General features: G+C 70.6%; 19 protein-coding genes. 1 reads left to right on the forward strand and 18 read right to left on the reverse strand.

The genetic code is table 11. The features are described 5' to 3' along the window. Positions 1-46: 46 nt before the first annotated feature. The 18 genes from STRNI_RS28400 to STRNI_RS28485 all read right to left on the reverse strand — a co-directional run bounded on the left by STRNI_RS28400 (position 47) and on the right by STRNI_RS28485 (position 25,445). Positions 47-7,369, reverse strand: a complete 7,323-nt coding sequence (locus STRNI_RS28400; protein ID WP_277412263.1) for a toxin glutamine deamidase domain-containing protein — start codon at positions 7,367-7,369, stop codon at positions 47-49. 120 nt (positions 7,370-7,489) lie between these two features. Further along, positions 7,490-7,984 carry a hypothetical protein gene (locus tag STRNI_RS28405; protein ID WP_018088137.1) on the reverse strand — a complete coding sequence of 165 codons (495 nt, stop codon included), beginning with the start codon at positions 7,982-7,984 and terminating at the stop codon, positions 7,490-7,492. 135 nt (positions 7,985-8,119) lie between these two features. Then, positions 8,120-8,488 carry a hypothetical protein gene (locus tag STRNI_RS28410; protein WP_018088136.1) on the reverse strand — a complete coding sequence of 123 codons (369 nt, stop codon included), beginning with the start codon at positions 8,486-8,488 and terminating at the stop codon, positions 8,120-8,122. 209 nt (positions 8,489-8,697) lie between these two features. Beyond that, complete coding sequence (locus STRNI_RS28415; protein WP_274735485.1) at positions 8,698-9,504, reverse strand: maleylpyruvate isomerase family mycothiol-dependent enzyme; 807 nt, start codon at positions 9,502-9,504, stop codon at positions 8,698-8,700. Positions 9,505-9,540: 36 nt separating this feature from the next. Continuing rightward, the gene (locus STRNI_RS28420) at positions 9,541-11,487 is read right to left on the reverse strand and encodes an APC family permease (RefSeq protein ID WP_277412264.1); all 1,947 of its coding nucleotides are present in this window, start codon (positions 11,485-11,487) and stop codon (positions 9,541-9,543) included. Positions 11,488-11,704: 217 nt separating this feature from the next. Next, positions 11,705-12,109: an RDD family protein gene (locus STRNI_RS28425; protein WP_148593255.1), complete on the reverse strand. Its 405-nt coding sequence runs from the start codon at positions 12,107-12,109 to the stop codon at positions 11,705-11,707. Between the two features lie 356 nt (positions 12,110-12,465). Then, positions 12,466-13,410 (reverse strand): oxidoreductase, encoded by a 945-nt coding sequence (locus STRNI_RS28430; RefSeq protein WP_159488320.1) that lies wholly within the window; start codon positions 13,408-13,410, stop codon positions 12,466-12,468. Positions 13,411-13,589: 179 nt separating this feature from the next. Next, the gene (locus tag STRNI_RS28435; protein ID WP_018088131.1) at positions 13,590-13,895 is read right to left on the reverse strand and encodes an ArsR/SmtB family transcription factor; all 306 of its coding nucleotides are present in this window, start codon (positions 13,893-13,895) and stop codon (positions 13,590-13,592) included. A gap of 155 nt (positions 13,896-14,050) precedes the next feature. Further along, positions 14,051-14,551, reverse strand: coding sequence for an SRPBCC family protein (locus tag STRNI_RS28440; protein ID WP_274735477.1), 501 nt, complete (start codon positions 14,549-14,551; stop codon positions 14,051-14,053). A 135-nt stretch (positions 14,552-14,686) separates the two neighbouring features. Further along, complete coding sequence (gene nirD, locus STRNI_RS28445) at positions 14,687-15,097, reverse strand: nitrite reductase small subunit NirD (protein ID WP_148591034.1); 411 nt, start codon at positions 15,095-15,097, stop codon at positions 14,687-14,689. Continuing rightward, entirely contained in the window at positions 15,097-17,751 is a 2,655-nt protein-coding gene (nirB, locus tag STRNI_RS28450) for a nitrite reductase large subunit NirB (protein ID WP_277412265.1), read from the reverse strand. Before nirB ends, nirD begins: the two co-directional genes overlap by 1 nt. A gap of 204 nt (positions 17,752-17,955) precedes the next feature. Beyond that, complete coding sequence (locus STRNI_RS28455; RefSeq protein ID WP_277412266.1) at positions 17,956-19,983, reverse strand: glycoside hydrolase; 2,028 nt, start codon at positions 19,981-19,983, stop codon at positions 17,956-17,958. 845 nt (positions 19,984-20,828) lie between these two features. Continuing rightward, positions 20,829-21,509, reverse strand: a complete 681-nt coding sequence (locus STRNI_RS28460) for a DUF899 family protein (RefSeq protein ID WP_266442455.1) — start codon at positions 21,507-21,509, stop codon at positions 20,829-20,831. 168 nt (positions 21,510-21,677) lie between these two features. Beyond that, positions 21,678-22,409 (reverse strand): bleomycin resistance protein, encoded by a 732-nt coding sequence (locus tag STRNI_RS28465; RefSeq protein WP_277412267.1) that lies wholly within the window; start codon positions 22,407-22,409, stop codon positions 21,678-21,680. Between the two features lie 169 nt (positions 22,410-22,578). After that, a complete protein-coding gene (locus STRNI_RS28470) occupies positions 22,579-23,724 on the reverse strand; it encodes an RNA polymerase sigma factor (protein ID WP_266442461.1) in 1,146 nt (381 codons plus the stop codon). 8 nt (positions 23,725-23,732) lie between these two features. Next, entirely contained in the window at positions 23,733-24,140 is a 408-nt protein-coding gene (locus STRNI_RS28475; protein ID WP_018088122.1) for a YciI family protein, read from the reverse strand. 118 nt (positions 24,141-24,258) lie between these two features. Then, the gene (locus STRNI_RS28480; protein ID WP_159488327.1) at positions 24,259-24,612 is read right to left on the reverse strand and encodes a DUF397 domain-containing protein; all 354 of its coding nucleotides are present in this window, start codon (positions 24,610-24,612) and stop codon (positions 24,259-24,261) included. Next, positions 24,609-25,445, reverse strand: coding sequence for a helix-turn-helix domain-containing protein (locus STRNI_RS28485; protein WP_109889588.1), 837 nt, complete (start codon positions 25,443-25,445; stop codon positions 24,609-24,611). The genes STRNI_RS28480 and STRNI_RS28485 overlap by 4 nt, the downstream gene beginning before the upstream one ends. A 177-nt stretch (positions 25,446-25,622) precedes the next feature. Between STRNI_RS28485 and STRNI_RS28490 the strand changes: the two genes are divergently transcribed. Next, the gene (locus tag STRNI_RS28490) at positions 25,623-25,979 is read left to right on the forward strand and encodes a hypothetical protein (RefSeq protein ID WP_277412268.1); all 357 of its coding nucleotides are present in this window, start codon (positions 25,623-25,625) and stop codon (positions 25,977-25,979) included. The last annotated feature ends 232 nt before the right edge of the window (positions 25,980-26,211 follow it).

Here is a 26,211-nt window from a genome sequence, read left to right on the forward strand (position 1 = left end):
ACGGGAATTTGCGTGTCATTGGAGCCAGGGTCAGTGAATCTGCCTATCAGTCGTCCGCGCCTGTTCCGTTCTTTCGCTGGGCGTCGCGCAACGAAAGCCAGATTTCGCCGACTTCGTTGAGGTGATCCTGGAACTCGGCGTCAACCATTGTCTTGATCTGAGCCTTGGTCCGGGTCTGGATTCCGTTCGGATCCGGATCCGCCACCCACGGGCCACTTCGATATGTCGTGGCGTAGTGCACGGTAGTCCCCTCGGAGTGCTGGACCAGGTAGGGGGAGCACTCGGCATGGCCCGCTCCCTTCACCGTTCCGCAAGGTTCTCGCTCCGTGAACATGGCGCGTATCTGTATGTGTTGACTGGTGTCGGTGCCCCGTGCCTCATTCAGTCGCTTCACGTAGCCAACCAGATGAGGTTCGGAGTGCGCGGTGCTGACGCCCTTTTCACCGGGGGGAATGGAGCTGTCAACGATGTAATTCGTCTTCTGCGAATTCGGGTCGTACACCTCAATCACCGCATAATTGCGGCCACTGAAGTCCGGTCGAGTGTTGCCGGCGCCGTCACCTTCGGATGCGTTCTTGAGGTCTGATGCCGGTCGGCCGGCATCCACGAGCTCCGCGAGAAGATGCTTGCGTACATTTCCGGCGAAGTCTTTTGCCTCCATGAAGTTGGCCTTGCGGTGCTGCTTCACGCCGCGGGAGTCTTCTTCTTCCCCGGATTTCGCGTCGTTGGTCTGGCGCCGCACATCGCGTCGCAGTGGAGCCGGGCGATTCGGGTCCTCTTTCCATTTGTACGGCCGTTCGACGGGGTACGGGGAAACGCCGACCGCATGGCTTTCATGAAAGGAGAGACTCAAACGGGCGATGATCGACACCACCGCTCCGCGCTGCCCGGCGTCCATGTCCGCAAAGCCGTCGAGCCTTTGCCCGAGCTCCTCTGACGTCAGAGTGAACCTCGGAGGCTTCTCCGGGCCGGCTTCGGTGGCTCCGTCCTCCGGGGTGGAGTCACCCTCCTCCGGGGGCGATTCGGCCTCATCGGGGGTCAGGTGCTGGATGAGAGCTTCGATGCTTCCGTCATCGACCCAGTCGCGCACGCTGTCGTAGACAGCCTGCATATCTGTCTCGTAGACGTCGAGGTTGTCCCGCAGCAGTTGCTGGCCCTCATCGGGCAGCACCCGGACATTCTCCGGCAGGTGATTGACCGGTTGCCCGTCCGGCATGCCGGGTTCTCGGTACTTGCTCTTGGGCTGGGTCTGTCCGTCCTGCTCGGTTGATTCATCAACGGTGCCGGCAGGATTCTCCGACGGGCGGCGCCCCGCTTGGGCCGGAGAGGCACTTTGCCGGTCGTGCTGTGCACTGGTGCCGGCAGAGGGGACAACCTGAATGGGCTTGCGGTTGCTGTCCAAGGGGACTGCGAATACGCCGTGCTCGCCGCTGTGAAGCGGCTTGTCGCTGCGGCGGCCCGTTTGGGCATCGATATAGGTGATTCTGCCGTTGTGGTTGACCACGTTCCAGGCGTGAGCACGGCCGTCGGAGTGCTGGGTCACGATAACGGCCTGGGAGCCGTGCCCGGACTGGCGAAGAGCGTTCTCGATGCCGTTGAAGGCCTGGCGGCCGTTGCCGAAGTCCGTGAAGCGGGCTCCGAGGGCGTTCTCCATGCGGTCGCGGCCGCCCGTTTCACCGCGATCGGACGCGACGCCATCAGCAGTGAGGTCAGGTGTGCGAGCTCCGGCCGCGGTCGGTGCGCCTGCATATGTGTCAGCTGCGGACAGGGCCACGTCGACACAGTTGTTGCTGCGCCCCGGGGCATCGGAACCAGGCTGGTTGATGAAGTCCGTCCAGTCCCCCTCGTTCGGGTCCGGATGGCGCTGGGCGGTGCCTTCTGGGGTCCGGGGGATCCTGTTCTCAAGATCCCTTTGGTGCTCCGGGTCGGGATCGACGATTCCGCCGGGCTCCGTCCGGGGACGCGACTCCGAGGCCGAATGCGAGGGTTCGGGTTGGTCGTCCGGCGCCGCGGCCGACACAGCATGTGAGGGGTCGGCATCGTGGTTGTCCGACGGGGCCGGCTGATCCTGTCGGTGGCCCCCGGGATCTGGGTAGGACGCGGCATCGTCCCTCTCGGCGGGCGCGGCGCCCGGCTCCGAAGCATCCGACTCCGAGTCGCTCGGGGGATAGAGCGGCTGTGCCTCCGCGTCCAGGGGGAGGTGCCAGACCTCGCCCACATCCGCTGTGTTGATCGGCCGGTTCATTACCTCGCGCGACTGGGTGTCCACCCAGACGACAGAGCCGTGGTAGTTGACCGCGTTGAAGAGGTGGGACGAGTAAGGGTCTCCGTCGTCGTCGACGTACCCGACCCAGACGATGGCTGCGGCTCCGTGCCCGGCGTTACGCAGGTCCTCCGCGACCCGCGAGTACGCCAGGGCATCGTCGCCCGCGTGCTGAAATTCTGCACCGAGCCAGCGCTGGATGTTGTCCTCGCCGTCCCTCTCACCGAAGTCGCCGTCTTGCATGCGGGGCGCGGATACCTGCGGGTTTCCGTACCAGGTTTCCAGGTACGAGCGGCTGCAGTCGGCGCAGTTGTCGTCGCGGCCCGGTACGGACTGGCCGCCGTCGTTCTGGAGATCTGCCCAGTCACCGTAGGGGTCGGGGAACCGCTGGAAATAGCCGTCCTCGTCGCGTGGTACGGCATCCTCGAGCGCTTGCTGGTCGTGGGAATCGGGCAGGACGAGCCCGCCCTCGCCCTCCAGGAGCTCGTTGCGGATGTCCTCGAAGCTCGGTTGGTGGTAATCCCCGGCGTCGGCAGGCGGCTGTCCGGAGGGCGGGGTGTCGGTGTCGTTGTGCTCTTCCGAATCGGGGGAAGAGGCATCGGCGTTCTGGTCCTGAGAGGTGTACTCAGGCCGAGAGGAGTGGTCGGCGTCACCGTCGACACCGTGATCGCCGGAAGCACCTGGCTCTGCCGGTACCTGGGGGTCGGAGTCCGGGGTTTGGGCGGGCCGGCGTGACTCCGTGCCAGGTCGCAGGGCGGTGTCGCCCGCGTCCGGCTGGGTGCGGTCGTGGGGCCGCACGGAGTCCGGTGAGCCGCTGACGGTCTCCGGTGCTGCTGCCGGGTGCGTTGGGTGTTGCGGATTCTGCGGATTCTGCGGGGACGGCTGCAGGTACGGGTTGTGGTTCTGGGGCTGCTGGTGCGGTGGCTGGGTGTACGGATGGGGCTGCTGCTGTGCGTGGGGACCTGGCTGCTGCTGGGCGTACGGGTTCGGCTGAGGCTGAGCGTAGGGGTTGGCCTGTTGCGCGTACGGGCTCTGCTGCTGGTACGGGTTGGGCTGCTGCGGGCCCGGCTGCTGTGCGTACGGGTGCTGCTGGTGGGGCTGCGGGTTGTAGGGGCCCGGCTGGTACTGCTGGTGGGGCTGCTGCTGTGGGGTCGGCTGCTGGTACGGGTTGGGCTGCTGCGGGCCCGGCTGCGGTGCGTACGGGGCCTGCTGCTGATGGGACTGCTGGGCGTACGGGCTCGGCTGGTGCTGTGGGGCCTGGGCCTGCTGCTGCGCCTGCGCCTGCTGTGCCTGGGCCTGTGCTTGCTGCTGTTGGTTTTGGGGCTGGGGTTGGGGGGTTTGTTGCTGTGGGGTCTGGGTTTGGGCTGTGGCGGGGTCGAAGGGCTTGCGGTCGGCGTCGAGGACGAGGTGCCAGACGTTCTCGGCGCTGGTGTTGATCGGTTGTTCGCTGACCGTGCCGGTCTGGCTGTCGACCCAAATGACCCGGCCGTTGTGGTTGACGGCGTTGAAGACGTGCGCGCCGCCGGGATCGCCGTTGGGCTTCTTCGGCCAGGTGACCAGCACCGCTGCCGCTGCGCCATGGCCGGCCTGGCGGAGCTCGTCGGCTATTCGGGTGTAGCCGTCCTTGGAGTTCGGGCCGGAATTACGGAACTCGGTGCCCGCGTACTGCTGGATGTTGGCGGTGCCGTTTCGTTCACCGGAATTGCGGTCGATGCCGCCCTTGCCGTCCGGGTCGTAGGTGCGTGGCGCGGACACCTGCGGGTTGCCGTACCAGGACTCCATGAAGGAGCGGGTGCAGTCGGCGCAGTTGTTGGACCGGCCGACCACGGTGTGGCCACCGTCGTTCTGGAGCTGGGCCCAGGGCTGGAACGGGTCGTTGAACGGCCGCGGAGTGCCGTCCGGGTTCCGCGGGAAGCTCGCCACCAGCGCCTGCTGGTCGTGGGGGAACGGTGAATACAGGCCGCCCGGCTGGACGTTGAGGCCGATCCGGACATCGGTGTGACTCTGCAGGTTCGCGGGCTGTGGGACCGGCGCCTGCTGCTGAGGCTGCTGGTCCGGGGTGGGCTGAGTCTGGTGGGGGGCCTGGTTCTGGTTGGGGTTCTGGTGGTGCGGCGCCAGCTGCTGCTGCGGCGGCTGGTGCTGGGGGTGTGGCTGCTGGGGTGCCTGCTGCTGTGGGTGCTGCTGCGAGTGCTGCTGAGGTGGTGTGTGGCTTTGCAGCGTGGGTTGTTGCTGGTGGCTTTGCTGGGGGTGTTGCAGGGGGTGTTGCTGGGGGGTCTGCTGTTGTGAGTACGGCTGCTGCTGAATTGGCGGCTGCTGGTGCGGGTGGGGGGAGTTGGGGTTTGGTGCGCCGGGGTTCTGGGCGTCCGGGTGTGCCGGGGTCTGGGGGCCCTCGGGCTGAGGTCGGTCCGTGCGGGGAGAGTCGGATTGCTGCGCCGCGTCCGGATGAGTGGTGGCTCCGCTCGGGTCGGCGGGGGCCTGCTGGTGGTTGTCGTTCTGGTGGGGCGTGGCGGCGTCCGGCCGGGGGGTGTTGTTCTGGTCGGGGCCGGGCTCGGTGTCGCGGGCGGGACCGTCGAGGCGGGGGTTGTGCGGGGGGCGCTCGGGGCTCGGCTGCTGGGTGTGGTCCTGGATGATCTGTGAGCCGTCCGGGCGTCGGTTGTCGCCGGGCGGTGTGGAGGGGGCGTCGCGACGGGGGCCGTCCAGCCGCGGGTTGTAGGGCCGGGACGTCTCTTCCCGGCGCGGCCCGTCGAGGCGGGGGTTGTAGGCGGGGCGGTCCGGTGTGGGCTGCTGGCTGGCGTCGTGGATCGCCTGGGAGCCGTCGGGGCGACGGTTGGAGCGAGCGGAAGCGTTGCCGTTTCCGTTTCCGTTTCCGTTGCCGTTGGTGTGGGGCGGGGTGCCGCCGCGGGGGGTGGTGGTCGTACCGGTCCCGGCCCCCTGGGGTGGCATGGGGCCCATCGTCATCGGGCCGTTGGCCTGGGTGGTGTTCTGCTGCGCCGCCTGTGGCGGGGTGGGGGTGGCGGCGGCGCCGGTGTCGGCGGTGTGCTGGGTGGGCGGGGGGAGCGTTGCGGTGCCCGCGGACTGGGTGGTGACGGCGGTGTCGTCGGGGCCGTCCACCGTGGGCATGGGGTCGCCGGGAGCGGGGTCACGCTGCTGGATGGGCTGGCCGGACGACGGGGTGTGCTGTACGGGGGCGCCCTGCGATGGTGTGCCGACGTGCGGCATCGAGGCGCGGCCGCTGCCGGTGGCGGAGTTGTCCCCGTTGGAGGTGCCGTTGCTGCCCGCGTCGGACGAGTTGTCGCCGTACGAGGGCGGGTTGCCGGCTACGGGGTCCGGGCTCGGCGAGGGAGTCGGTGCCGACTGGGGTGCGTCGGGGTGTGAAGGGCCGCCCTGTTGGGGGGACTGGTCCGGTGCCGGCTGGGTGCTGACGGAGTCCGGGGCGGGGGCGGGGCGTGCCGCGTCCGGGGTGTTGTCGTGGGCCGGCTGGGTGCTGATCGAGTCCGTGTCCGGGCGGGCGGCGTCGGGGGTGTTGTCCGGTGCGGGCTGGGTGCTGATCGAGTCCGCGTCAGGGCGTACCGCGTCCGGGGTGTTGTCGGGCGCCGGTTGGGTGCTGATCGAGTCAGGGTCGGGACGGGCGGCGTCGGGGGTGTTGTCGGGGGTGGGCTGGGTGCTGATCGAGTCGGGGTCCGGGCGGGAGGTGTCCGGGGTGGGCCCCGATTCGGGAGTGTGTCCGGAGTCGGGGGTGGGCCCCGAGTCGGGGGTGGGGGACGTCCCGTACGGGCTGTCGTTGCTGCCGGAGTAGCCCTCGTCGAAGGGGGAGCGCTGGTCCGGCGGCGGGAGGGGCTGTGCCTCGGGGACGCTGCGCGAGGGGTCCGAGCCGTGGGAAGAACCGTCGGCGGAGGAGCTCGGGTTGGTGCCCGTGCCCGTCCCCGAGTTTGTGCCCGAGTTCGTCCCCGAGTTTGTGCCCGAGTCCGTGTTAGAGGCCCTGCCGGCGTCCGTGCTGCCGGCGCCCGTGTTGTCCGAGGCGCGGGGGGTGTGGCTGGTGGAGCCACCGGAGTCCGAGCCGCCGCGGTTGCCGTTGCCCGTGCTGCTGCCGCCGCCGGAGTCACCGGAGGTGCTGCCGGAACCGCCCCCGTCGGAGCCGCCGTCCGAGCCGGCCCCCGCGTCCGTCCCCGAGCCGGTGCCTGAGGTGTTTCCGGAGCTGCCCCCGTCGGAACCGCTTCCGGAACCGCCGCCATCGGACCCGCTGCCGGAGCCAGTGCCTGACCCCGACCCGCTACCGGACCCACTCCCGGACCTGCTCCCCGACCCGCTCTCCGACCCGCTGGAGCCCCCGTCGCTGCCGCTGTCCGTGGAGTCGCTGCCGTCGCTGCCGTGCCCCGCCGCGCTGTCCAGGCCGTTGCGGGCGTGGCGTCCGGCGCGGCCGCCTGCGCCGTCGCGGAGGCTTTCGCCGAGGGATTCGCCGGTGTTCTTGAGGGCGTCGGTGGCGGCCTTCTGGCCCTCCTTGGCGGTGCGGCCGAGGTTGTAGCCGTTCTGGGCGCCGAAGTTCTGGTTGACGGTCTGGGCGATGAGGTCGGACGCCATGGCCTCCAGCGCGGAGATCACCGGCTCCTTGGCGGCCTCCATGATCGCGTCAAGCAGCTGCTTGGCGACCTCCTTGAGGATCCTGCGGACCATTTCACGCGTGGCCAGCGTGGCGGCCGCGCCGGCTATTTCGGACAGTCCGAGGGTGAAGGGGGCCGCGACCTGCGCCGCGATGATTTCCGCGGCCAGAATCGCCAACTGGACAATCACGGCCACCTTCATGCCGATGACCAGCACGGCGGCGGCCTCGAACGTGAAGGCAATGACCTCGGCCGCCTGCGCCGCGTCGTTCAGATACCCCGAACCGCCGGAGAACTTCTCCCACGCCTTGCTGAAGCCCTCGATGGCATCGCCGGAGTTCTCCGCGAGCACATTGCCTGCATAACTGGCGCCCCGGGCCTGGTGCCCCTGTACCTCCGCCGCGAAATTGCGCCAGACCTGCGCACATTCCATCAACTTGTCTTCGTCCGCATGCGGCCAGTTGAAGCCGAGCATGTCCAGGACCCACTCAAGAGGATCCGGCAGCATGACAGACAAGATGGAGCTCCCCCGTGAAAAGTGCTTCTAGACGTGTTGCAGGCGCGGGCCGCGCGGAAGGCCGCTGCGGAAGGCCCGCTGTGTGGAAATCCCCGGAACCGGCCGGTGGCCTCAGTGCTTCGCGGGCGTGATGGACGTGCGGACCGTGTCGTCGACGGTCGGGTCCCGCCACGCCTGCTTGTTCTCGACGTGCTGCTTGATCAGCGAGTCGTTGAACTCCTCGTTCTCCGCATGGTTCTTGGACATCGAGGTCAGCGCCTTGCCGATTTTCTGGAGCTGGGCGGAGAGATGGCCCATCGACTCGTTCATGCCGTCGCGCACGCCTTCGTAGACGACACCGAACTTCTCGCCGATCTCGTCATCGCCCCACGGCGGAGCCCCGTCCTTGCTGGCGAACGTCGTCAGACCGCTCATGAACTGCTCGCCGAACGACTTCTCCGGCGGAGCCTTCTCCTGCCCGTTGCTGGGCGGCCCCGCCCCCAGCGCATGCAGGCCGTCCATCAGCCGCGCCACCGAGGAATAGAAGTCCTCACCGAGCTTGACGAAGTTCGTGCCCTCAGCCTTGAGGCTCTCCACGTCGGTCTGGAATCCACCGGCGCCAGCCATGACATCCCCCGCGTTCTACTCGTTACCCAACGAGATATTCAAGCCAAAGCTTAACCGCCGAGGTTGACAACCCACCAGGTGCTACTGGTGAGACTCTGGCTCCGCGTGGGGCGAAGGAGATGCGGCCCGGAGGCCTCAGGAAGTCCGCCCGCCGCGGAGGCGGTGGTAGAGCTCGACCGCTTCCTCCGGGGGGAAGTTGGGCAGGAACGACACCTCGCCGTCGGCTTTGGAGATCACGACGTTGCTTCCTCCGGGATTCGCGGGAGGGGCGGTGGGGTCCTCGGCGGGCGGCCAGCTCGCGTGGATCAGGTAGCCGATGTCGAATTCATGGACGAACAGGCCGGAAGGGCCGCCGGGTGAGCCGACCTCGGGGTAGTGCTCCCGGCCGATCTCCAGCGCCTCGTCCGCGTTCGCCGGAACGGTCTGCGGTCCGGTCTGCGGGGGGAGCGGGGGCGGGGTGGGAGGCAGGCCCGGGACGCTGCCCGACTGATCGGAATCGGTCATGTTCTGACTCCTTGATGCTGGACACGCGGATGACGGTCAACCTAACTCACGCCGTGGCGGCCCGGTCGGTTCACGTCAAGGAAGCCAGGAGCCAAGGAAGCCAGGAGGCCAGGAGCCCAGGAAGCCAGGAAGCCAGGAGGCCGGCCCCGCACCGGACGCACCCCTTCCGCCGCATCGCCCCTTCACCGCCCCCGCCCCTCCGCAAGCGCTCACCCGAACAGCACCCGCGACAGCCAGAATTCCAGCAGTTCCGCGTCGCCGGTGATGTCGTAGGACCCGTTGTCGCTGGGGGCGCGGCCGTAGATGAGGAGCAAGAGGTCTGTCAGGGGTGCGCGGACGGAGACGGCGGCCGGTTCCTGGGTGCGGCGCCAGGCGAGGGTGGTGCCGGTGAGGTCGACGAGCCAGTCGGCGGCCGCTTCCGGTGGGGTGTCCGTGGCGTGGAAGTGGAGGGTGCGGCCGGGGCCGAGGAGATCGCGCCGGTCGGGGTGGTAGTCGAACATCTCGGGCAGGGAGCCGAGTTCCATCCACTCGTCGAGGCAGTCGAGGGCGACCCGCTGGTCGACGGTGAAGTCCGTGCCGAGGGTCAGAGTGGCGTCGGCCCGGTGCATGACCGTCTCGTGGGCCATACGGCGGGCGAAGAAGCGTGGGGAGCCGGAGGGGAGCGGGGTCCAGATACGGGCGCCGGGGCCCGCGTTGCGGAGGGTGCCGGCGAGGAGCCGGGCGCCCTCGGTCAGCCAGGCGGCGAGCGCGGCCGGGGTCTCGGTGGTGTCGCGGGGGAGGTGCCGGAGCGCGGTGTCGGGCGGGGGTTCGGTCGCCCGGGTCCGGACGAGCTCCTCGACCCAGCGGTGGGCCTCGCCCAGATGCCGGAGCAGCTGGGCGAGGTTCCAGTCGGGGCAGGAGGGCACGGAGGCCGTCAGCCGGGTGCCCTCGTCGAGGCCGGTGCTCAGCAGGTCGGCCTGGTGGACGATTTCGGCGCAATGGTCGTCGAAATCCATATCCGTGGTGATGGCGTCCATGTCGTCACGGTAGAGGCCCCCACCGCCAACTGGCCGTCACCACATGCGAGCGGGCGGCGTCAGGCGGAACCGCAGTCGGCAGATCACCGCGTCGGTGTCCCGGCGGACCGCGTGCGCGACGACCGCCCCGCGCTGGTTCTGGAGCAGGCGCTGCCAGAGGTGCGCGGGTTCGGCCTCCGGGATCAGCACGGTGATGCGGGTGCCGGGACGGCGGGCGGTCAGGCCGGTGACGTAGGCGGCAATGGGGCGGCCGAGGGAGCGGGTGGCCGAGGGCAGTTCGAGGAGCTCGACGCCGGGGCTCCAGAGTTCCCAGTCGCGGCGGAGTGCCTCGGTGGCCGGGCGGTCCTCGGGGGTGTCGTGGGTGACGGTGACCGCGACCACCTCGTCGCCGAGGGACACCGCCGCGTTCAGCGCCTCGGCGGTGAGCCGGGACAGGTGCGAGACGGGGACGACGACCAGGGAGGGGGCGCGACGCGGCGGTTCGGGGAGGCGGCCCAGGCCCAGGCGTGTGCCGATCCGGGCGTAGGCGCGGTGGACCGCCTCGAAGGTGAGGACGAGGAGGGGCAGGGCGACGAGGATCAGCCAGGCGCCCTCACTGAATTTGGTGGCGGTGACGACGACCGCCGAGACGCCGGTGAGCAGGGCACCGAAGCCGTTCAGCAGGGCCTTGCCGCGCCACCTCGGGGAGCGTTCACGCCGCCAGTGCCGGACCATGCCGATCTGGCAGACGGTGAAGCCGACGAAGACACCGAGGGCGAACAGCGGGACGAGGGTGTTCATGTCGCCGCCGGAGAAGATGAGCAGCGCGGCGGCGACGGCGGCCAGCGCCAGTACACCGTGGCGGTGCACCTGGCGGTCCGCCTTCAGGCCGAAGACGTGCGGGAGGTAGTTGTCCCGGGCCAGGAGGCCCATCAGGACGGGCAGACCGCCGAAGGAGGTGTTCGCGGCGAGGGCCAGCAGCACCATGGTGGCGAACTGGACGACGTAGAACGCCGCGTGATGGCCGAACGAGGCGTCCGCGAGCTGGGCGAGGACGGTGACGCCCTCGACCGGCTGGAGGTGGAAGCGGCCGATGAGGACGGACAGCCCGATCAGCATCACACCGAGCAGGACGCCGAGCGCGACCTCGGTGCGCTGGGCGCGCCGGGTCGCCGGGGCGCGGAAGGACGGCACCGCGTTGGCGACCGCCTCGACCCCGGTCAGCGCCGAGCAGCCGGCCGCGAACGCCTTGAGCAGCAGCAGGGCGCCGACCGTGGTGGCGTTGTCGGCGAGGACGGAGGCGTGTCCGTCGGCGGTGACGGTGGCGGCGGGCGCGGCGCGGAAGAGCCCGACGGCGACCATCGCCAGGATGGCGCCGACGAAGACGGCGGTGGGGACGAGGAAGGCCTTTGCCGAGTCGACGATGCCGCGCAGGTTGAGGGCGGTGATGAGGGCGAGGACCGCCAGGCAGATCCCCACCCGGTCGTCGTAGAGGGCGGGGAAGGCCGAGGTCAGGGCGGCGACGCCGGCCGTCACCGAGACGGCGACGTTCAGGACGTAGTCGAGGAGGAGGGAGGCGGCGGCGAACAGGGCGGTGCGCCGGCCGAGGTGGGTCCTGGCCACCGCGTAGGAGCCGCCGCCGTTGGGGAAGGCCGCGATCACCTGACGGTAGGAGGCGACCAGGACGGCGAGCAGGACGGCGATGGCGAGGGTGACGGGGAGCGTGAAGCCGAGGCCGTGGCTGCCCGCCGCGGCCAGGACCAGCACGATCGACTCGGGGCCGTAGGCCACGGACGCCATGGCGTCGAGCGAGAGGGCGGCCAGGCCCTGGAGGGCGGTGAGCCGGTGCCGGGCGTCGGGCTCGGCGGCCGGGGAGTCGGGTTCGGCGACCGGGGCGCCGGCGGGGCCGGTGGCGGTGGTGGTGGGGGCAGTGGTGGTGACGGTGGCGGGGGCGGTATCCGGCGGTTCCTCCGGCCGGCCGTCGGGCTGGGAAACCTTCGCCATCGTTCGTCGTACCTCCGTGCGCACCGTGCGGGACCAGGCCAGCGTGCGGGGTGCGACGGCCGCCGTCCGCGGCCTTGGCGGCACCTTGGCGGGCAACGGGTCGTTCTTCACGGGTTCTTGACGCGTACGCATACCGGCCCGCCGCCGCACCACCACCCGCTCGGCGGAGGTGCCCCGGTGACCGCCCGTTCAGCGGAGGGGGCCGGTGACCGCCCGTTCAGCGGAGGGGCGCCCCGGTGACCGCCCGCAGATCGCGGTAGCTGACCAGACGGAGCCCGCAGAAGTCCTCGGGGTCGTCCTCCAGGTCGAAGCAGGCGGCGATGATCCAGATCACCAGGAAGAAGTAGCCCCCGAGCCAGCGGCGGAACAGCCGGGGCAGCCGCGGGCGGGTGGCGTCCGTTTCGCGGATGACGCGGGTACGGACGGCGAACTTGCCGAGGCTCGCCCCGGCGATCCGGGTCAGCAGGACATGGTTGAGGAACGACAGTCCGAAGCCCGCGCCGGCGACGGCGTAGAAGACCTGCAGGGCGGGCAGACCGGCGTGGCCGGCGGAACGCAGGGCGATGTAGGCGGCGGTCAGCGCCAGCAGCCCGTCCAGGAATATCGCGCCGAGCCGGCGCATCGGGTTCGCCTCGTTGGGGATGCGCGGAGCCGCGGCGGGCGGAGCGTACGGGGAATGCGGAGCCGACTGCGGTGCATACGGGTGCGCAGGGCCCTGGGGCGGCTGCTGTGGCCCCTGGTACGGGTGCTGCGCGCCCTGGTACGGGTGTGGCCGGCCCTGGGAGGGGTGCTGTTGCCCCTGGTACGGCTGCTGCTGGCCGTATGGGTGCGGCGGGTTCGGATAGGGAGGCGGCGGGCCCTGCGGAGAGGACTGCTGCGGAGGGTATGGAGAAGGCTGCTGCGGGGGGTGCGGAGAAGGCTGCTGGGGAGGGAAAGGTCGCTCGTACACGGGTCCGGATCTTTCCATGCCGTGCGGGTTCAGAACGCCGCAGCGGGCCGTGAGAAGTCGTAGCGGACACCGGTGAGTTGTTCCGAGGCGGCCCACAGGCGCTCGCCGTTCGCGTCCTTCTTGGTCCAGGGGGCGCGGAAGGACTGGGCGGGGGCGCCGCGGAGTCCGCTGCGCGGGCCGATGAAGGAGTCCGGCCGCATGTGCGGGGCGGTGGCCGCGCAGAGGGTGCCCAGGGCGCCGCCGTCCGGGGACTGGGCGATGAGGCGGTTGCCCAGCTCGATGGCCCGCTCGGCGGAGGTGCGGCCCTCCATCCGGACGCCCGTGGTCTGCAGATTGGTGGACGCGTATCCGGGGTGCGCGGCGGCCGCGACGACCTGCGAACCGGCCGCGGCCAGCCGCCGGGTCAGCTCGTGGACGAAGAGGAGGTTGGCGCTCTTGGAGCGGGCGTAGGCGATCCAGCGGCGGTAGGAGTGCTCGCTGTTGAGGTCGCTGTAGTCGAGGTCGGCGAGGGCGTGCAGCATGCTGGAGACGGTGACGACCCGGGCGCCGGGGGTGGCGAGGAGCTTGGGCAGCAGCAGCCCGGTCAGCGCGAAGTGGCCGAGGTGGTTGGTGCCGAACTGCATCTCGAAACCGTCGGCGGTGGTGCGGTACGGCAGGGCCATCACGCCCGCGTTGTTGATGAGCAGGTCGAGGCGGTCACCGTCGAAGTCGTCGAGGGCGGCGGCGAAGTCCCGTACGGAGGACAGATCGGCCAGGTCGAGCGGCCGGAACTCGGCCTCGGCGGTGGGGACTTCGGAGCGCAGCCGGTCCAGGGCGGCGATCCCGCGCGTCTCATTGCGGCAGGCCAGCAGTACGCGGGCGCCCTGGCGGGCCAGTTCGCGGGCGGTGACATAGCCGATACCGCTGTTCGCGCCCGTGACGACCGCCGAGCGGCCCGTCTGGTCGGGGATGTGGCTGGTGTTCCACCTGGTCACGCCTGCACTCCTCCGTAGGGGGCAACCAGGTTACGCCGCGTGGTGGGGCGGATGGGGCCGGAGGGGCGGGGGTGAAGGCGGGCGCGGCGCGCATGGACACCGTCCGCCACCGCGTCGCACCGGCCGTGGCCACTCCCCTTCGGCGAGGCGAGGTCACTCCCCTTCGGCGAAGCGAGCGGTCACTCCCCTTCGGCGAGGCGCTTGATCGCCGAGAGTCGGGTGTCCCATGCGGCGGCCACCCGGTCCATCCACCGGGCGGTGACCCCCAGCCGTTCCGGTATGACCCGGTAACGGGCCTCCCTGCCCTCCCGGTGACCGGCGACCAGACCGGCTCGGTCCAGGACACCCAGATGTTTGACGATCGCTTGGCGGCTGACCGGCAGTTCCGCCGCCAGGACGGTGGCGGTCGCCTCGCCGTGTGCGGCGAGGGCGTCGAGTATCCGGCGCCGGGTCGGGTCCGCCAGCGCGGCGAACACCTCGGCCACGGCGTCCGCGCCCGCGCCCGCGCCCGAGCCCGCGCCCGAGCCGGGGCCCGGGCCCGGATCTCTTCCGGCGCCCGCGCCTTTGCCCGCCCCAGCTCCCGCCCCTGCGCCCGGCCGCTCCGCTCCTGGCCGTTCCGCTCCCGGCCCCGCATCCCTCGTCATGCCGCGAGCTGCTCCGTGTACCGCCGGATGTTCTCCACCTGGCCGGACCAGCCCTCGGAGTGGCTCTCGTACCCGGCGGTCTTCCGCCGGTCCTCGGGGATGGTGAGCGCGGCGAATCCGGTCTCCACGACGCGCAGCCGGGTGCCGTCGCCCTCCGGGGTGAGGGTGAACTCGACGAGGGTGGAGTTGCCCTCGGTCGCCACCTCGCCCGGGAAGGCGCTGGCCCAGCGGTACGAGAAGTAACGCGGCGGGTCCACGGTCACGATGGTGGTCGGGAACTGCCCGTACTCGCCGTGGTCGAGCTGCATGATGCCGCCCGGCCGCAGGTCGACCGGCGTCGGCCGGCCCTGCCCGAACCACGAGCCGACATGCTCCGGTTCGGTGAGCACGGCCCAGACCCGCTCCACGGGCGCGGCGATGCTGATCTCCCGCTCGATGCGGTCCTTGCTGTCGCCGCCCGCGTCGCTGTCAGTGCTCTGGTTGCCGTCGGTGCTCATGGCGTGCACCTCCTGCCGTTCTCGGATCGGCTGATGCCTTACGTGCTACCCAATGGTTGCACGTAAGGCAAAGGAGGTGCAACCAAGCGGTTGCGTGTCCTTCTTCGTCACCGGCCATCGACTACCGGCTCTCCACTACCGGTCACCAGCCGCCACGTGCTCCACACTCCTCACGCGATACGCCGCGACCGAGACCGACGGATCGTCCAGGCAGCTCCCCGACGCCAGGTCGAAACGCTGCTTGAGCAGGGGCGATGCCACGAACGGGCGGCCGTCGGCCGAGCCGGTCAGGCCGCGGGAGAGGACCTGGGCGCCGGTGAACGGGTCGCGGTTGGCGATCGCATAGGCCTGCCCGGCGCGGTCGATGAAGAGCGCGGCCTGGGTGCCGTCCGGGAGGAGCGCGGCGACCCCGCGCCCCGGGATGAGGTCGTCCAGCGTGCAGACCGCGACCCAGCCCTGGGGGCAGCGGATCTCGACCGTGGCGGCCGTAGTGGCGGCCTCGATGTCTTCCTCGGTACGGGTGAGCGTGGCGGTGGCGGTGGTCATCAGACGGAGGTCCCTTCCAGGGTGCGTACGGGCAGGGTCGGGCCGGCCAGCAGCGTCAGGTCCGGCTTGACCTGGTCGCGCTCCGGCACGAAGCGGACGGACGGGTCGGGCGCGTCGGGCGCGTTGACGAAGGAGACGAAGCGGGCCAGTCGCTCGGGGTCGGCGAGGGTCTCGGCCCATTCGTCGCGGTAGTGGGTGACATGGGCGGCCATCAGGGCCTCCAGCTCGTCGCACAGCCCCAGGGAGTCATGGACGACGACGTCCCGGACGTGGTCGAGGCCGCCCTCGATCCGCTCCAGCCAGGCGGAGGTGCGCTCCAGCCGGTCCGCGGTGCGGATGTAGAACATCAGGAACCGGTCGATCAGCCGGATCAGTTCGGCGTCGCTCAGGTCCTGGGCGAGCAGATCGGCGTGGCGCGGATCGGCGCCGCCGTTGCCGCCCACGTACAGGTTCCAGCCGTTGGAGGTGGCGATGACACCGAAGTCCTTGCCGCGGGCCTCCGCGCACTCCCGGGCGCAGCCGGAGACCGCGGACTTGAGCTTGTGCGGGGAGCGCAGCCCCCGGTAGCGCAGCTCCAGTTCGATGGCCATACGGACCGAGTCCTGCACGCCGTAGCGGCACCAGGTCTGCCCCACACACGACTTCACGGTGCGCAGCGCCTTGCCGTACGCGTGCCCCGACTCGAAGCCGGCGTCCACCAGCCGGGCCCACACCTGGGGGAGCTGGTCGACCCGGGCGCCGAAGAGGTCGATCCGCTGGCCACCGGTGATCTTGGTGTAGAGGCCGAAGTCGCGGGCCACCTCGCCGATCACGATCAGTTTGTCCGGAGTGATCTCCCCGCCGGGGATGCGCGGCACGATCGAGTACGAGCCGTTGCGCTGCAGGTTGGCGAGGAAGTGGTCGTTGGTGTCCTGGAGGGCGGCCTGTTCGCCGTCGAGGACATAGCCGTCGGCGCCGACGGAGGGCGCGAGGGAGGCGATGATCGAGCCGACCGTGGGCTTGCAGATCTCGCAGCCGTCGCCGTTCCTGGCCTCCGGGCGGCCGTGCGAGTCCAGCAGCTCGGCGAAGGTCGTCAGCCGCAGGGTGCGGACGATCTCGTAGAGCTCGGCGCGGGTGTGGGGGAAGCAGCCGCACAGCCCGGTGTCGATGGTGGCGCCGTTCGCGGCCAGCTCGTCGTTCATCACGGCGGTCAGCGACTTGACGCAACTGCCGCAGCCGGTACCGGCCTTGGTGCACTTCTTGATCTCGGGGAGGGTGCCGCAGGAGTGCTCGGTGACCGCCGCCCGGACCGTCCCCTTGGTCACGTTGTGGCAGTTGCACAGCACCGCACTGTCGGGCAGCGCGGACGGTCCGAGCGCGGCGGCCCCGCCCTCGGCTCCGGCGGGCAGCACCAGCTGCTCGGGCGGCACCGGCGGCACGCTGCCGGTCAGCGGCCGCAGCATGCCGTAGGCCTCGGCGTCGCCGACCAGCACCCCGCCCAGCAGCTCGCCGGCGGCGCCGATCACCAGCTTCTTGTAGACACCGCTGCGGGCGTCGGAGTAGACCACGTCCAGACAGCCGTCGGTGGCGCCGTGTGCGTCACCGAAGGACGCGACGTCCACCCCGAGCAGCTTGAGCTTGGTGGACAGGTCCGCGCCGGTGAAGCCGTCGGCCGCTCCGGTGCCGGCGCCGAGTGCCTCGGCGATGGTGCCGGCGGCCGTGCGGGCCATGTCGTAGCCCGGCGCGACCAGTCCGTAGACCCGGCCGTCGGAGGCCAGGGCGCACTCGCCGATCGCGTACACGGCGGGGTCGGTGGTGCGGCACTGCTCGTCGACGACGATGCCGCCGCGTTCGCCGACCGGCAGCCCGCAGTCCCGGGCGAGCTGGTCACGGGGCCGGACACCGGCCGAGAAGACGACCAGATCGGTCTCGATACGGGAGTCGTCCGACAGGCCCATGGCGGTCACCGCACCGGCCGCGTCCGCGACGATCTCCTTGCCGCCGACGCCGGTGTGCACCTCCAGGCCCATCTCCTCGACGGTACGGCGCAGTGCGCGGCCGCCGCCCTCGTCGACCTGGAGCGCCATCAGCCGTGGCGCGAACTCCACGATGTGGGTGCGCAGCCCCAGCCCGTTCAGCGCCCCGGCCGCCTCCAGGCCGAGCAGCCCGCCGCCCACCACCACACCGGTGCGGGCGTTCTTGGCGTACTCCTCGATGGCGAGCAGGTCCTCGATGGTGCGGTAGACGAAACAGCCCGCACTGTCCTTGCCGGGCACCGGCGGGACGAACGGGTAGGAGCCGGTGGCCAGCACCAGGGTGTCGTACGAGACGGTCAGGCCGGAGCGGGCGGTGACCGTGCGGGCCGTGCGGTCGACGGCGGTGGCGGGGTCGCCGAGGTGCAGTTCGATGCCGTGGCGGGCCATGAAGTCCGGATCCACCAGGCTCAGGTCTTCCGGGCTGCGGCCGGCGAAGTACGACGTCAGCTGGACGCGGTCGTAGGCCGGGCGGGGCTCCTCGCACAGCACGACCACCCGGTTCCGCTCGGTGACGCCGCGGTCGGCCAGCTCCTCCAGGAAGCGCTGGCCGACCATGCCGTGGCCGATGAGGACAAGGGTGGGGGTGGTGCCAGGCGCGGCGGCTGGCGTGGCTTCCGGGTGCGGCGGCATCGAGGTCATGTTCCTCAGCCTGCGGTGCGGCTGTTACCCGCCCGCATCTGCTCTGTTTCCCGGGCGGAACGCTGCCCTCAGTGGCGGGCGGGGCGCCGTGTGAGGGCGGGGAAGCCCTGCGGGAACGGCGAAGCCGTGCGGGGGCGGGGAAGCCGTGCGGGGGCGGGCCGCTCGGGCCCGCCCCTTGCCCCTAGGGGACCGACTGGCCGCCGGTCAGCCGTTCAGCTGCGCCGGGCACAGCCGCCGCGGCTGCTTGTCGGTGCGCAGCTTGGCGTCGACACAGCCGCCCGCCAGACCGTCGTGGGCCCGGCTGCCGAAGTTGGCGGTGACGGTCAGCGCGCCGTCGCCGAAGACCGTGCGCTGCACGCTGCGGTCACCGGTCAGCCACCGGAACGACGTCAGCTGCTCGGTACCGGCCGCGCGGTGCAGCGGCGAGAAGTACTTCTGCAGGGCGGCGAGCTCGGCCCCCTTCTTTTCCAGCGTCGGGCCGTCGAGGACATAGTTGAGCGGGGTGTTGTAGAGCATCGCCAGCAGCGCCCGGGTGGTCTTGTGCACCGGCAGCTTCTCGTACGACAGCTCCCAGCGCTCGGCGTTGACCAGCGAGCCGTGCAGTGCGGTCTCGTAGAGGGGGATGCGGTACTTGGGGTCGTACATGGCCGTGGCCACCTCGGCGGGCAGCTTCACCGGCTTGAAGAAGGCGCCCGGGGCATTCTCCGGGAAGTAGCCGCCCCAGGTCTTCTTGTCGCGCTCCAGCTTCCACAGGCCGTCGGCGGTCGGGGTGCCCGAGCCGTGGTCGTAGGCCAGCACCTGGTTGGCCCAGGGCTGGGCGGACTCCGAGCCGAGGACGAGGTCCTTGGACAGCCGCCGCATCCGGGCGAGCCGCATCTCCCGGTCACCGGCCTTGGTCATCTCATGGCCCTTGCCGTGGTCGCGGAACACCTCACCCGTCGCATCCACATCGAGGAAGTAGCTGTCCGCGCCGTTGGCGACCATCGAGCGGGTGCGGTCGGCGAGGTAGTGCTTGCGCGGTTCGGCCTTCTCGAAGGCGCGGGAGCTGAGATAGCAGCCGCGGTTCCCGAACCCGGTCTCCGCGGTGCCGTCCGCCTTCCGTATACAGAAGTCGGGGTAGACCCGGTCCGGCCAGGCCGAGGTGGGGCTGTCGGCGGTCTTCGGGTCCTGCCCGTTGGCGAAGGTGTCGTACGGGCCGACGAGATAGCCCGCCTTCTTGGCGGCCCGCACCGCCGCGGCGTTCATCGGGCCCGGGCCGGCGTCATAACCGAGCCACATCCGGTCCACGCCCAGCTGCTTCAGCTTCCCGATCCCGGAGGCGGTCCGGGTGTCGCCCCACACATAGGCGTGGAACGCGCCGAGCAGCTTGCCGTTGGCCGGATTCTGCCGGATCTTCTTGCGCAGACCGCCGAGCTGTCCGCGCTGGGAGAGGTAGGAGCGGTAGTCGGCGGCGGGGGCCACCGGGTTGCCGTCGGTCAGGGCGAAGGAGACCTCGTAGTCACGGGTGCCCTCACCGGCGTCGAAGGCGTGCGCGGCGGTGGCCCGCAGCCTGCCTCCGGTGGAGGCGAAGCGCAGCGAGGTGCCGATGTCGGTGGGGGTGAGATAGCTGACCCCGGCCCCGCCGGAGCCGCCCGTACCGCGGCCCATGGAGTAGCCCCACAACGGGAGCGCCAGGCCCTCGCCCATGTCGACGGTGCTGCCCGCCAGCCCGCCCTTCTCCACGCTCGCGTTCCAGAACGCGTCCCGCACCGGCACGTCCAGGCCCTCGCCGCGCGGCAGTTGCAGGGCGGACGCGGCCCGGTCGGTACCGGTCACCGGCCAGCTGACCGACCCGTCGCGGTCCGCCCGCAGCTTGATCCGCAGCCGCCCGCGCTCCGAACTCGCCGTGACCTTCAGCCCCTTGGCGGGGTAGCTCCAGCTCGCCCCGTCGCCCGTCCGCGTCACCGGCCCCGGCTTCCCGAGCCCGCCGCCGCCCGCCGGACCGGACAGCACCAGCTCCCGCCCGCCCGCGGTGCGCGCGTTCACCGCCAGCGAGGCGGTGTCGACAACGGCCGTACCGCCGCGGACGGGAAGTTCGAGCCGGCTGCCCTCCAGCGTGCCCGCGGCGGCACTGTCACATCCGGCCACCCCGAACGTGGTCGCGGTGAGGGCAAGAGAGGCGGCGAGGACGCGGGTGGCGGTGGTCCGGCTACGGCCGGTGCGGTGGGGGGAGTGGGAAGCATCGGATGTCATAGGGGACTGGATAGTCCCGGGTTTTAAGAGGGTTCTAAGAAGCGCCTCATGCGGCGGGTCCGCAGCAGGAGATGAGGAGCCCCGCGCCGGGCAGCGGAGGCGGTATACGCAGCAGGCTCCCGGGACTTGGTCCCGGGAGCCTGCTCTTCGCCGCCCTCCTGGCCGAGGCCGGAGCGCGCCGGCGTCACGTCAGCGGTGAAGCCGATCAGCGCTTCTTACGCCAGGTCGCAGGCCGTGCTTGCGTGGGGATCCTTGACTCCGAGGTCCCAGAGCTCCGACCGACATGCGCTGTCGCCCACCGGGCCCCCGGGGGAGGACCCGACAGCGCATGCCTTCCGCACTCCCGCGCCGACCGTGTAGCCCTTATCGCGCAGGTAACTCGTGCAATCTCCCGCCGACGCCGAGGCCGGCGTCGCGAGGGCCACAGGCACAGCCGCCGCGATCAGGGTCAAAGACGCGGCGGCAGCAGTACGACGCAGCGCTCCGCCCCGGTGGTTCGTACGAACCTTGTCACGCATGGAACTTCCCCTTTTTTCGTGCATGGAGCTTCCCCCAGTTGCCTCTTCTTGGCGCGGCCTTCCTCACCGAGTGCGCGCCGGTCATGCGCGCACTCGGCAACGTTGGCTGAGGAGCACCGGGATACGAGAGCACTCACCGGAATACGCGCCGCATCGGCGATACGGAGGTCCCGCGCATGGCGGTTCAGGGCTCTCGCGCCGCGCTGTCCTGACAACGTGCGCCAATCGAACAGATGTTCATGCTACCAGTGCGTCTTCCACGCCGCCCGGACTTTTTGGAAGCCTCGCCCGGGCCACTGCGGCCCCTGTCATCCCTCCAACTCCCCACTAGTAGCGGAGCGATGGGAACCATTCGCCTCGGCCCCCGGGCGTGAGGTCGAGCAGGTGCCACACCGGAGTGAGCAGATCGATACCGCGCTGGTCGATGTCCTCGGCCATCCGGGGATGTACCGAGTAGACGTGGCGCACCGCCCCGGCGTCGTCGCGGGTGAACACCGACACCGTCGAGTCCTGGCTGCCGTCGGCGTCCTCGCTGCCCAGGTCGTACTTGAAGGTGCTCGCCCCGGCGCTGAGCAGCCGTAGGTTCGTCCACTTCCGGTCGCGGGCGTAGGCGCGCAGCACCGGCAGCTCGGCCGCGGCGACGACGGCGAAGTCGACGTTCTGCGTGACGTGGTCGACGACCCCGTTGAAGCCGTCGATCCACATCGTGCACATGGGGCAGGCCTGCTTCTGCTCCTTGCCGAACATGAAGTGGTAGACGATCAGGTCGCGTCCCGGCTCGCTGAACAGCTCGCTGAGCCGCACCGATCGCGCCGGTTCGTCCCCGGCTTCCAGATCCGCGGGCCCTTCCTCGAAGACGTAGTCGTCGAGGGCGGGTCCCGGCGGCAGCCCCCGGCGCATGGTGGCGACCCGTTCGCGTTGGCGCATCAGCTCGATCTCGGCCTGCCGCAGCTCCTCGCGGGCGTCGCCGTACTCGGCCGACTCCCCACTGAGACGGGTGTGCCGCATCGCCACCTCCAGGATCGCTGCCGGCGCACGTCCGCCGCTCTTGGCGGCCGTCCGCCGCCGCCCACCATTCTTGGCCGGGGTACAGCGGCTCGCCAGGCGGAACGGCCGCGGCGGGACCGTGCGGGGCGCAAGAGAGTGCAATGAGGGTGCGCGGGGTGCAAGAGGGAGCTAAGAACCGGCTCCCGGCGCAGGCGGCGCATCGCTGTCCCGCAGCTCCTCCAGGCGGGTGAGGCTGTCGCGGGCCGACTCCCGCTCCTCGGCGGTGAGCGGGATCGCGGCGGCCTCGGCGAGCGCGGTCGCCGCGGTGGCGGCGTCGCCCAGGCGCCCGGCGACATCCGCACGCAGCACGAGGAGGCCGAGGCGCTGTACGGGTGTGGGCCGCTCATCGAGGTTCAGCGCCCGGTCGATGATCTTGGCGGCCGCGGGCAGGTCCTCCTTCGAGTCCGCTTGGAGCGACGCGTGGTGCAGGGCGCGCGCGAAGGTTTCCTTGGGGGCGGGCCGGTGGTGCAGGTCCTCGCTCGTCCGCTGCCCGATGCGGAGGCAGTTGCCGCCCGGATCGCTCATGAGGAACTGCCGCATGCCGTAGGACGTGTCCTTCAGCGGCCCGATCCGCGGAAGCCCACGGGTCGGGACCTTCCCGTACGCCGCCTTGAGCCCGGCCCGGAAGGCGTCGTGCAGTCCGTCGACGTCATCGGTCACGACATAGCAGGTGCTCAACGAGTCGGCCGGCTCGTACTGCTTCACCCCGAAGAACTGGAGCTCAATGCCGCCCCGCTGCACAACGGCGAACGGGTTGGGGCTCTTCTGCTGGAAGGTCACCTCGAACCCGAGGGCCGTGTAGAAGTCGAGAACGGGCTGGATCGTCGGGCACGGCAGGATCGGAATGGTTGTCTCAGCCATGCCCGCGACTCTAGTCAAAGTTGAATAGAGGGGGAACGGGTTTTCCGGCTGAACGGGCTTTCCGGCTCTTCATGGAGGCGATCAGGCGACCGTTCTGGCGACGGGGTGGGGACGGGATGGCGACGGGGCCGTGCCACGTACCGCACGGGGGAGGGGCCGAGCGCGACGGTCAGCGGCTCCGGCGGGCGTTGAGCCGGGCGGCCTGGCGCGTCAGGTGGTCGCGCTCGGCGAGGTCGGGTGCCTTCCGGGCCGCCTCGGCGTACAGCCGTGCCGCCGTCGTCAGGTCGCCGTCGCGCTCGTGGAGGTAGGCCGCCACCGCGGTGTGGCGGGGCAGTGCGTCGTCCAGCGCCGCGAGGGCCGCCAGCCCGGCGCGCGGTCCGTCGGCCTCGCCGACGGCCACCGCCCGGTTGAGCCGGACGACCGGGCTGTCGGTCAGACGCGCGAGCTCGTCGTACCACTCGACGATCTGCACCCAGTCCGTCTCCTCGGCGGTGGGTGCGTCGGCGTGGAGTGCCGCGATGGCGGCCTGCGCCTGGAACTCGCCCAGCCGGTCGCGGGCGAGGGCCGCCTGCAGGATCGCGACGCCCTCGGCGATCGACCCGGTGTCCCACCGGCCGCGGTCCTGCTCGGCGAGCGGCACCAGGCTGCCGTCCGGCGCGGTCCTGGCGGCACGCCGGGCGTGGTGGAGCAGCATGAGGGCGAGCAGCCCCGCCACCTCGGGGTGGTCGACCTGGGCCGCGAGCTGCCGGGTGAGCCGGATGGCCTCGGCGGCGAGGTCGACGTCGCCGGAGTAGCCCTCGTTGAAGACCAGGTAGAGGACGCGCAGCACGGTGGCGACGTCGCCGGGCCGGTCGAACCGGACACCGGAGACGGTGCGCTTGGCCCGGCTGATGCGCTGCGCCATGGTCGCCTCGGGCACCAGGTAGGCCTGGGCGATCTGGCGGGTGGTCAGCCCGCCGACGGCGCGCAGCGTGAGCGCGACCGCGGACGACGGCGTCAGCGACGGGTGGGCGCACAGGAAGTAGAGCTGGAGCGTGTCGTCCACCGCGGGCGCGGGCCCGGGCGCCGGCTCCTCGTCGACGAGGCCCTCACGCCGGCGGCGGGCGGTGTCCGCCCGGGCCCCGTCGAGGAACTTGCGCCAGGCCACGGTGACCAGCCAGCCCTTCGGGTCCCGCGGCTGCTCGGCCGGCCAGACGCGGACCGCCTCGACCAGCGCCTCCTGCACGGCGTCCTCGGCCGCCGCGAAGTCGGCTCCGCGGCGGACGAGGATGGTGAGCACGCTCGGTGTGAGGCTCCTCAGAAGGGCTTCGTCCATCGATGAGGTCACTCCGTGATGCAGGGCGCCGCGCCCAGGAACGGGCGCACCTCAAGCCACTCGTGGATCGGCTTCCCGCCCGCCCCGGGGGCCGCCGACAGCTCCCCGGCCAGCTCGACGGCGCGCTCGTAGCTGTCGACGTCGATCACCATCCAGCCGGCGATGAGGTCCTTGGTCTCGGCGAACGGACCGTCGGTGACCGGCGGGCGCCCCTCGCCGTCGTACCGGACCCATGCCCCCTCGGGGGCGAGCGCCTGACCGTCGACGAACTCCCCGGTCCCCTCCAGCCGGTCCGCGAAGTCCTGCATGTACTGCATGTGGGCCGAGATCTCCTCCGGCTTCCACTGGTCCATGGGTACGTCGTTCACCGCTGCCGGGGCGCCGCGGTAGTGCTTGAGCAGCAGGTACTTGGCCATGATGGTTCTCCTCGGTGCTGGTGCGACCCATTGTGGTCGCGTTCACCCCGGGGACGGAGCCAGCCACGGGATCTCGACATCGCGGGCAGAATTTATTTTTCTGGGCCCGGAACGCCTCTCAGGCGGAGAGCTGCCCGCGCTTGATCGCCGAGACGAACGAGGACCAGTCGCCCGCCGCGAATATGAGCGCCGGACCGTCCGGGTCCTTGCTGTCACGGACGGGGACGAGGCCGTGGGGTTCGGTGAGGGCGCGGGAGAATTCGAGGCACTGGCCGCCGTTGGCGTCGCTGTGGGACGACTTGGTCCAGGTGAGGTCGCGCGTGAACTCGACGCAGTCCCCGCCGCTGCCGTCGCTGTACGACGACTTGACCCAGGTGAAGTCGCGCGTGAACTCGACGCAGTTCCCGCCACTGGCATCGCTGTAGGACGACCTGACCCATTCGGCGGCGGCTAGATCCAAGTCGGGGCTCATGCGCGGTACTCCTTCAGCAGAGTCTTGATCAGGGCTACTGATCGATCCGGGGACAACGCGTGTGCCCTCAGCAGATCGTAGTCATCCAGGGCGGCGTCGACCGTTTGTGCGGAGTCGTGCATCCTGCCTCCTACCCGCGTCTCCGTGTAGAGCACCGGGCGGGCGTCTGTGAAGCGGAGCACAATGAACGGCTTCGCGTGCGCGGCCGGAGCACCCGCCGAGAACGGCATGATCTGAAGTTTGACCTGCGGCGACGCGGCTGCCGTCAGCAGATACTCAAGCTGTCCGGCCATGACCTCGTCGCTGCCGATGACCGTTCGTAGACACGCCTCGTGCAGGATGGCCCACATGTGCGGGGGAGAGGCCCGCTCGAACACCTCGCGTCGCCGCAGGCGCGCAGCGACCTTCCCCTCGATCACTTCGGCTGCTTCATGGGAGAAGTACGCCTGGAAAACAGCCTGTGCGTACGCCTCGGTCTGAAGGATTCCCATCACGAGGTCATTCGAGTAGTCCAGTATCCGCGCGGCCTTCTTCTCCAAGTTCAGGTACGGCACGAACCAACTCGGGTGATCCCCTTCCTCGATCCTCCGCAGCAACCCCGCGAACAACTCCCCGGTCCCGAAGGTGAGATCGCACCCTTTGGCGAACTTCTCGCTGGGACGGGGCAGCAGCGTGCCGGATTCGACCTTGCTGACGTAGCCCTCGGAGTAGCCCGTGGCCTTGCCGAGCTGCTTCTGGGTGAGCTTGCGGGCCAGCCGTACCTGTTTGATGTCGCGACCGAAGCGCTGCAGCGGATTCAAGTGCTCGGGCGGGGTTGTCTCGTCCAACGCCATGACCTCTCGGCATATGGGTGCGTGCCGGTATCGCGGCAGGTCGCAGACTTGCGCACGGCCGCTTCAAGCACCCCGATTCTATTGCCCGTTGCGTTGTCGCGGTGACCAATTGACTACACCCGGTATGCATCCGGGGTGGCCGCAACCACGGAGTGACGGAGCGACGGAGTGGGCGACATGGATGACATGGACGGCACGGGTGACATGGGCGACAGCAAGGCGCGGCTGCTGCCGTGGTCGAGTCCGGAGGGCAAGCCGTGCTTCGTCCTGGGCGACGGCAGCGGGTACGTGTCCCGCCTCGCCGACGAGATCGAGGCGGCGCAACTCGGTCTGGCCGCCGAGCGGATCGCGGAGGCGCGGCGCGTGCTGGAGGGGCGGCGGTGGACCCCCGGGGAACTGCACCTGCTGGCCGTTGAGTTGACCGAGGCGCTCATCGAGGTGCTCAGGGTCGCGGAGAGCCGCGGCGCGCGCCTGGCCGTTGCCGGTGAAGCGGACGGCGACGGCCTGCGGCTTCCGGCGGAGGCGTTCGGATAGCGTTCGCGCCGCTCCCGGAGGCCGTGGGACGGGGCGTGCGCCCACCCCGGAGGTGCGCTGCGGAACGCGCGGTTCTTAACCCCCGGTCAGCAGATCCTCAAGGCCGCCTTAAGGATCTGCGAAGAGGGCCTGACCTGCTGTTTCCGGCGTCCGGGCGGCCGTATTTTCGACGCCGTGACGATCCAGGCCGACCTCAGCGACGGGTACGCAGCGGGCGGCGCGCCCGGTCCTG

It is taken from the genome of Streptomyces nigrescens (assembly GCF_027626975.1).
GTDB lineage: Bacteria > Actinomycetota > Actinomycetes > Streptomycetales > Streptomycetaceae > Streptomyces > Streptomyces nigrescens.